Consider the following 7,884-nt stretch of genomic DNA (forward strand, 5'->3'; position numbering starts at 1 on the left):
CACCCCACCTACAAGTCACGACCCGTTGTCCCGCGCCGCGGCCCCCCACACCGCGGGAGCCGCGGGCCCTCGCCCGTACCCAAACGCTTCTCAAGGGCAGCAACGGCATCGGAACGGTCCGCCGGACCGTCCTCCCCGGCGGTCTGCGGATCGTCACCGAGACCCTGCCCTCCGTCCGGTCCGCCACCTTCGGCATCTGGGCGAACGTCGGCTCCCGCGACGAGACGCCCACCCTGAACGGCGCGACCCACTACCTCGAACACCTCCTCTTCAAGGGCACCGCCCAGCGCACCGCCCTCGACATCTCCTCCGCGATCGACGCGGTCGGCGGCGAGATGAACGCCTTCACGGCGAAGGAGTACACCTGCTACTACGCGCGGGTCCTGGACACCGACCTGCCGCTGGCCATCGACGTGGTCTGCGACATGCTGACCGGCTCGCTGATCGCCCCCGAGGACGTCGACGCCGAGCGCGGCGTCATCCTTGAGGAGATCGCGATGACCGAGGACGACCCGGGCGACTGCGTGCACGACCTGTTCGCGCACACCATGCTCGGCGACACCCCCCTCGGCCGCCCCGTCCTCGGCACCGTCGACACGATCAACGCGCTGAACCGCGGCCAGATCGCCCGCTTCTACAGGAAGCACTACGACCCCACGCACCTGGTCGTCGCCGCCGCGGGCAACGTCGACCACGCCACGGTCGTACGCCAGGTCCGCCGCGCCTTCGAGAAGGCCGGCGCCCTCTCCCGTACGGACGCGGTGCCCATGGCGCCCCGCGAGGGCTCCCGTACGCTGCGCGCCGCAGGCAAGGTCGAGCTGCTGAACCGCAAGACCGAGCAGGCCCATGTGGTCCTCGGCATGCCCGGCCTCGCCCGCACCGACGACCGCCGCTGGGCCCTCGGCGTCCTCAACACGGCCCTCGGCGGCGGTATGAGTTCGCGCCTCTTCCAGGAGGTACGGGAAAAGCGCGGCCTGGCCTACAGCGTGTACTCGTACACCTCGGGCTTCGCCGACTGCGGCCTCTTCGGCGTGTACGCGGGCTGCCGCCCGAGCCAGGTCCACGACGTCCTGAAGATCTGCCGCGACGAGCTGGACCGGGTCGCCACGCACGGCCTGGACGACGACGAGATCGCCCGCGCCGTCGGCCAGCTCTCCGGGTCCACGGTCCTCGGCCTGGAGGACACCGGCGCGCTGATGAACCGTATCGGCAAGAGCGAGCTGTGCTGGGGCGAGCAGATGTCGGTCGACGACATGCTCGCGCGCATCGCGGAGGTCACCCCCGACGACGTACGGGAGGTGGCGGGCGAACTCCTCACCCACCGCCCCTCGCTCTCGGTCATCGGCCCGCTCAAGGACAAGCAGGCGGACCGCCTCCACGAAGCGGTTTCCTAATCCCTTAATCCCTCAAGGAATCAAGATGAGCAAGCTGCGCGTAGCCGTTCTCGGGGCTCAGGGCCGTATCGGCTCCGAGGCCGTACGAGCCGTCGAGGCCGCCGACGACCTGGAGCTGGTGGCGGCCCTGGGCCGGGGCGACAGGCTGGAGACCCTCGCCGAGGCGGGCGCCCAGGTCGCCGTCGAGCTGACCACCCCCGCATCGGTGATGGGCAACCTCGACTTCTGCGTCCGGCACGGCATCCACGCCGTCGTCGGCACCACGGGCTGGACCGACGAACGGCTCGCGCAGCTGACCGCCTGGCTGGACAACTCTCCGGAGACCGGGGTCCTCATCGCCCCGAACTTCTCCATCGGCGCGGTCCTGACCATGAAGTTCGCGGAGCAGGCCGCCGGCTACTTCGAGTCCGTCGAGGTCGTCGAGCTGCACCACCCGAACAAGGTCGACGCCCCCTCAGGCACCGCGACGCGCACCGCCCAGCTCATCGCGGCGGCCCGCGCCAAGGCCGGCATCGCACCCCAGCCGGACGCCACCACCACCGCCCTGGACGGCGCGCGCGGCGCGGACGTCGACGGCGTCCCGGTCCACGCGATCCGCCTCCGCGGCCTGCTGGCCCACCAGGAAGTGCTGCTCGGCGGCGAGGGCGAGACCCTCACCATCCGCCACGACTCCCTCCACCACAGCAGCTTCATGCCGGGCATCCTGCTCGGCGTCCGCCGCGTGGTGACCACTCCCGGCCTCACGTTCGGCCTGGAACACTTCCTCGACCTGAACTGACTGAGCCCCCCATGCGCGCAAAGATCACCTACTTCACCACGGCAGCCGTCCTGGTCTTCTACTTCGTCCTGGTCGGCGGCCGCGGCCTGATGCTCATCAGGCACGGCACGCTGCTCACGGTCACGTTCGGCGTCGCCGTGCTGATCCTGCCGGTGATCGGCGTCTGGTTCCTCTGGAAGAACACCCAGTTCGTCCGCCGCGCCAACGCGCTGGCGGCCGAGCTGGACGCGGAGGGCGGCCTCCCGGTCGACGACCTGGCCCGCACCCCGTCCGGCCGCATCGACCGGGACGCCGCCGACGCGGCCTTCACCAAGCGCCGCGAGGAGACCGAGGACGCCCCGGACGACTGGCGCACCTGGTTCAGGCTGGCGGTCGCCTACCAGGACGCGAGGGACACCCCCAGGGCCCGCAAGGCGATGCAGAGGGCGATCGCCCTGCACCGTTCCAGTCCGTCGGCACCCCCACCCCCGGCCGCACCCTCCAGCGAGCCCGCACCTTCGGCTTCGCCGAGCGAGCCCGCACCTTCCAGCCCGGCCGCACCCTCCAGCCCGTCCGGCGATTGAGGACATCTTTCACGCCGTACGCAGATGATCCCGGCACCCCCACGGGTACCGGGCTCACTCACGTACAGACGGCGAAAACCAACGGCTCACCCGAGCCGATACTCATCCGCCCAGGCCTCCACCCCATCCGTGGCCCGCTCGAACGCCTCCTCGCGCCCGAGGAAGTCCGCGTTGTGGTCGGTGGCCAGCGGCGGCAGCGTCTCACCGCTCCTCCGGACCACGACGAGCGCCTGGCCCTGGACCGTACGGGGAAAGCCCATCCACTTCACGGGCTGCTGGACCGTACGAACCGCCGACGTACCGCTCCACGCCACCGTGGTGGTCCGGAAGAAGCCGACGCGCCGCACACCATGGCGGCTGACCCACGCGCCGACCCGCAGCAGCCGCAGGGCGGCGGCGATCACCGCACCGGCCAGAGCCAGACACACGGTGGCGCCCGAGGGCGCTCCGGCCACTCCGATGATCATGGCCGCGAGCAGAACGAACGAGGCCAGCAACAACAGGGTGGCCGCCGCCGCGACCCGCCACGGACCGGGGCGGTAGGGCCGCCGCCAGCTGTCATGGTCGTCGAACGGCAGCGCAACGTCCTCCGCGCTCGCGTCGAATGCGCGGTCGGCCGTCAGAAAGGGCAGGGGCACGACTCATCCTCACTCACAAGCACGCTCGATTGCTGTGCCCGGTGAGGCTACCGAGACCGCCCCCGGCCCGACCACCCCAGGGGGTCCGTACGAGTCAGCGGCCTACGGCTCAGCGGCCCTGCGAAGCGGTGGACTGCTTGCCGTGCTCAGCGGGCTGTCCGGAGTCGAGCGCCGGCAGACCGAGCAGCAGCGAGCCGGCGAGACCGGCGACGAGGGTCAGCCCGACGAGCGATCGCCCCAGCAGTTCGGGAACGGTGGCGCGGGCGGCGGGCGGGGGAGTGACATTACTGCGGAACCGGTCGGACTCCGCGACGAACGAGAACGGGACGGCTTCACGCCGGCGGAACATGAGGAAACTCTCCTTGATCTGCATGACGGGTGCTGCTATTGAGTCAGACGTACGACAGCCCGAATCGGTGCCCGAATCGCCGTACTTGTTGGGGGAACTCCACGAACGGCTGCCCGAGACAGCCGCGTACATGCACGGTCCGCCGGCCCGTAAAGTGGTCGCCGCCCGAGCGAAGCCCCTGGAAGGACCCCCGTCGGTGACCGACACCCCCGAACCCGCAAAGCCCCACTTCCGCAGTGATGTCACCGTCGAGCTGGTGAAGAGCGACGCGCGCGACGCGGACGTGCTGTTCGCCGCCCGGGTCTCCACCGCCGGCGAGCAGTCGCTCGAAGAGGTCACCAAGGACCCCGAGCGCTCCAAGGGGCTCATCAACTACCTCATGCGGGACCGGCACGGCAGCCCGTTCGAGCACAACTCGATGACCTTCTTCATCAGCGCCCCGATCTTCGTGTTCCGCGAGTTCATGCGGCACCGCGTCGGCTGGTCCTACAACGAGGAATCGGGCCGCTACAGGGAGCTGGAGCCGGTCTTCTACGTCCCCGGAACCTCCCGCAAGCTGGTCCAGCAGGGCCGCCCCGGCAAGTACGTGTTCGTCGAGGGCACCGAGGAGCAGTACGACGTCACGACCCGTGCCATGGAGGAGTCCTACCGGGCCTCCTACGAGGCGTACCAGGAGATGCTGGCGAAGGGCGTGGCCCGCGAGGTCGCCCGCGCGGTGCTTCCCGTCGGCCTCTTCTCCTCGATGTACGCCACCTGCAACGCACGCTCCCTGATGCACTTCCTCGGCCTGCGCACCCAGCACGAGCTGGCGAAGGTCCCGTCCTTCCCGCAGCGCGAGATCGAGATGGTCGGCGAGCAGATGGAAGCCCACTGGGAGCGGCTCATGCCGCTCACTCATGCGGCCTTCAACAAAAATGGACGGGTAGCCCCGTAGGCGGTGTCCGTATTGCGGCGTTTCGAGAAGTTCATCTAGGCTGATCAAACGGACCCGGCACTGCTTGAACCCCCGAGCAGGCAGTGCCGGGCTCCTCTTCCCCGTCCCCCCGAGGGCACCCCGCGCGCTGAGCAGCGAGTAGCGTGTTACCCATGGCTCCGATCTCCACTCCGCAGACCCCCTTCGGGCGGGTCCTCACCGCTATGGTCACGCCCTTCACGGCGGACGGCGCTCTCGATCTCGACGGCGCCCAGCGGCTCGCCGCCCACCTGGTGGACGCAGGCAATGACGGCCTGATCGTCAACGGCACCACCGGTGAGTCCCCGACCACCAGTGACACGGAGAAGGACCAGCTCGTACGGGCGGTGCTCGAAGCGGTCGGCGACCGTGCGCATGTCGTCGCCGGCATCGGCACCAACGACACCCGCCACAGCGTCGAGCTCGCCCGGACGGCCGAGCGCACCGGCGCCCACGGCCTGCTGGCCGTCACGCCGTACTACAACAAGCCGCCGCAGGAGGGCCTGCTCCGGCACTTCACGGCCATCGCCGACTCCACCGGCCTGCCCGTGATGCTGTACGACATCCCCGGCCGCAGCGGGGTGCCGATCGACACGGAGACCCTCGTCCGGCTGGCCGACCACCCGCGGATCGTCGCGAACAAGGACGCCAAGGGCGACCTGGGCCGCGCCAGCTGGGCCATCGCCGAATCCGGCCTCGCTTGGTACTCCGGCGACGACATGCTCAACCTGCCGCTCCTCTCGGTCGGCGCGGTCGGCTTCGTCTCCGTCGTCGGCCACGTGGTCTCCCCCGACCTGCGGGCCCTGATCGAGGCGCACCTGAGCGGCGACGTCCAGAAGGCCACCGAGATCCACCAGAAGCTGCTCCCGGTCTTCACCGGCATGTTCCGCACCCAGGGCGTCATCACCACGAAGGCCGCCCTGACCCTTCAGGGCCTCCCGGCCGGACCGCTGCGCCTGCCCCTGGTGGAGCTCAGCGCCCAGGAGACGGCCCAGCTCAAGATCGATCTTGCCGCCGGCGGGGTACAGCTCTGAACACAGACTTCACAACTGAACACGCGAGGCGACTCGCATCGAACACCACCCAAGACAACAGCAAGTGCACGAATGACATGCGCGCCACGTGCCTCAGCGGTACGTGGCGTGCGTGGTAAGGAGAGTCTTTTGAGTCATCCGCACCCTGAACTCGGTACCGCGCCGAAGCTCCCGAAGGGCGCCCTGCGGGTCACCCCGCTCGGCGGCCTGGGCGAGATCGGCCGCAACATGACGGTCTTCGAGTACGGCGGCCGCCTGCTCATCGTCGACTGCGGCGTCCTCTTCCCCGAGGAGGAGCAGCCGGGCATCGACCTGATCCTGCCGGACTTCACCACGATCCGGGACCGCCTGGACGACATCGAGGGCATCGTCCTCACGCACGGCCACGAGGACCACATCGGTGGTGTCCCGTACCTGCTGCGCCTGAAGCCGGACATCCCCCTCATCGGCTCGAAGCTGACCCTCGCGCTCATCGAGGCGAAGCTCCAGGAGCACCGCATCCGCCCCTACACCCTTGAGGTGCAGGAAGGGCAGCGGGAGCGCATCGGCGTCTTCGACTGCGAGTTCATCGCGGTCAACCACTCGATCCCGGACGCGCTGGCCGTCGCCATCCGCACCCCTGCGGGCATGGCCGTGGCCACCGGTGACTTCAAGATGGACCAGCTCCCGTTGGACGGCCGTCTCACCGACCTGCACGCGTTCGCACGCCTCAGCGAGGAGGGCATCGACCTCCTCCTCTCCGACTCCACGAACGCCGAGGTCCCCGGCTTCGTGCCGCCGGAGCGGGACATCTCCAACGTCCTGCGCACGGTCTTCGCGAACGCCCAGAAGCGGATCATCGTGGCGAGCTTCGCCAGCCATGTGCACCGCATCCAGCAGATCCTGGACGCCGCCCATGAGTACGGCCGCCGGGTCGCCTTCGTCGGCCGTTCGATGGTCCGCAACATGGGTATCGCCCGCGACCTGGGCTATCTGAAGGTCCCTGCCGGACTGGTCGTGGACGTCAAGACCCTCGACGACCTCCCGGACGACGAGGTCGTGCTGGTCTGCACGGGTTCGCAGGGCGAGCCGATGGCGGCCCTCTCCCGAATGGCCAACCGCGACCACCAGATCCGGATCGTTCCCGGCGACACGGTGATCCTGGCGTCGTCCCTCATCCCCGGCAACGAGAACGCGGTCTACCGCGTGATCAACGGTCTGACCCGCTGGGGCGCCAACGTCGTCCACAAGGGCAACGCCAAGGTCCACGTCTCGGGCCACGCCTCGGCCGGCGAGCTGCTGTACTTCTACAACATCTGCAAGCCGAAGAACCTGATGCCGGTCCACGGCGAATGGCGCCACCTGCGGGCCAACGCCGAGCTGGGCGCGCTCACCGGCGTGCCGAAGGACCACATCGTCATCGCCGAGGACGGCGTGGTCGTCGACCTCATCGACGGCAAGGCCAAGATCGTCGGCAAGGTCCAGGCCGGTTACGTCTACGTCGACGGCCTCTCCGTCGGCGACGTCACCGAGACCTCCCTCAAGGACCGCCGCATCCTCGGTGACGAGGGCATCATCTCGGTGTTCATCGTGGTCGACAGCTCCTCCGGCAAGATCGTGGGCGGCCCCCATATCCAGGCCCGGGGCTCCGGCATCGACGACAACGCCTTCGTCGGCGTGACCCCGAAGATCCAGGAAGCCCTGGACAAGTCGGCGCAGGACGGCGTGATGGAGCCCCACCAGCTCCAGCAGATGGTCCGGCGCGTCGTCGGCAAGTGGGTGTCCGACACCTACCGCCGGCGCCCGATGATCCTTCCGGTCGTCGTCGAGGTCTGACCCCTCACGACCGCCTGACCTGGAGCGGGGCCCCCGATTTGCATCGGGGCGCCCCGCTCCAGTACGTTTACGTCTCCGCCTGAACGGGAAGCACCGCGCGCACTCGTGTGCCTGGATCACCCCGAACCGGGCGGGAATTCCGACTCAGAATCTCTGATAAAGTCGGATCCGCCGAAAGGCGAGGCCACTCCACAGGCCACCGGAAATCGAATTCGGACCGGAAACGGAACGAAAAGAGTCTGGTAAAGTCGGAAGCGCTGGAAAGAGAAAACGCGAAAGCGAAGAACCTGGAAAGCGAAACTGCACGGCCCGCTTCGACCGGGAGTCAGACACTGGAAAGCGTCTGATAGAGTCGGAAACG

The 7,884-nt window shown here is 68.9% G+C and carries 8 protein-coding genes; 6 read left to right on the forward strand and 2 right to left on the reverse strand.

Annotated features, from left to right (window positions below):
• From ACFWM7_RS31375 to ACFWM7_RS31385, 3 genes are all read left to right on the forward strand, one after another.
• A partial coding sequence (locus ACFWM7_RS31375; RefSeq protein ID WP_383267086.1) for a M16 family metallopeptidase occupies positions 1 to 1,394 on the forward strand: 1,394 nt, incomplete at its 5' end.
• A 25-nt stretch (positions 1,395 to 1,419) separates the two neighbouring features.
• Positions 1,420 to 2,172 (forward strand): 4-hydroxy-tetrahydrodipicolinate reductase, encoded by a 753-nt coding sequence (dapB, locus tag ACFWM7_RS31380; protein WP_383267089.1) that lies wholly within the window; start codon positions 1,420 to 1,422, stop codon positions 2,170 to 2,172.
• An 11-nt stretch (positions 2,173 to 2,183) separates the two neighbouring features.
• On the forward strand, positions 2,184 to 2,735 hold the full coding sequence (locus tag ACFWM7_RS31385) for a hypothetical protein (RefSeq protein WP_383267092.1): 552 nt from the start codon (positions 2,184 to 2,186) through the stop codon (positions 2,733 to 2,735).
• Positions 2,736 to 2,821: 86 nt separating this feature from the next.
• Here the strand turns inward: ACFWM7_RS31385 and ACFWM7_RS31390 are convergent, their stop codons facing one another.
• Both ACFWM7_RS31390 and ACFWM7_RS31395 read right to left on the reverse strand, forming a co-directional pair.
• Positions 2,822 to 3,373 (reverse strand): hypothetical protein, encoded by a 552-nt coding sequence (locus tag ACFWM7_RS31390; protein ID WP_383267094.1) that lies wholly within the window; start codon positions 3,371 to 3,373, stop codon positions 2,822 to 2,824.
• A gap of 109 nt (positions 3,374 to 3,482) precedes the next feature.
• Complete coding sequence (locus tag ACFWM7_RS31395) at positions 3,483 to 3,722, reverse strand: hypothetical protein (RefSeq protein WP_383267097.1); 240 nt, start codon at positions 3,720 to 3,722, stop codon at positions 3,483 to 3,485.
• 196 nt (positions 3,723 to 3,918) lie between these two features.
• On the opposite strand from ACFWM7_RS31395, the gene thyX reads away from it, so the two are divergent.
• The 3 genes from thyX to ACFWM7_RS31410 all read left to right on the forward strand — a co-directional run bounded on the left by thyX (position 3,919) and on the right by ACFWM7_RS31410 (position 7,523).
• Positions 3,919 to 4,656: an FAD-dependent thymidylate synthase gene (thyX, locus tag ACFWM7_RS31400; RefSeq protein ID WP_205084357.1), complete on the forward strand. Its 738-nt coding sequence runs from the start codon at positions 3,919 to 3,921 to the stop codon at positions 4,654 to 4,656.
• 152 nt (positions 4,657 to 4,808) lie between these two features.
• On the forward strand, positions 4,809 to 5,708 hold the full coding sequence (dapA, locus tag ACFWM7_RS31405) for a 4-hydroxy-tetrahydrodipicolinate synthase (protein ID WP_205084356.1): 900 nt from the start codon (positions 4,809 to 4,811) through the stop codon (positions 5,706 to 5,708).
• 129 nt (positions 5,709 to 5,837) lie between these two features.
• Complete coding sequence (locus tag ACFWM7_RS31410) at positions 5,838 to 7,523, forward strand: ribonuclease J (protein ID WP_383267100.1); 1,686 nt, start codon at positions 5,838 to 5,840, stop codon at positions 7,521 to 7,523.
• Positions 7,524 to 7,884 lie beyond the last annotated feature (361 nt).

The organism is Streptomyces sp. NPDC058375 (assembly GCF_042723425.1).
Lineage (GTDB): Bacteria > Actinomycetota > Actinomycetes > Streptomycetales > Streptomycetaceae > Streptomyces > Streptomyces durocortorensis.

Coding starts and splice junctions, on each gene's coding strand:
- dapB (WP_383267089.1), top strand. CDS start 1,420: ATGAGCAAGCTGCGCGTAGCCGTTCTCGGGGCTCAGGGCCGTATCGGC.
- ACFWM7_RS31385 (WP_383267092.1), top strand. CDS start 2,184: ATGCGCGCAAAGATCACCTACTTCACCACGGCAGCCGTCCTGGTCTTC.
- ACFWM7_RS31395 (WP_383267097.1), bottom strand. CDS start 3,722: ATGTTCCGCCGGCGTGAAGCCGTCCCGTTCTCGTTCGTCGCGGAGTCC.
- dapA (WP_205084356.1), top strand. CDS start 4,809: ATGGCTCCGATCTCCACTCCGCAGACCCCCTTCGGGCGGGTCCTCACC.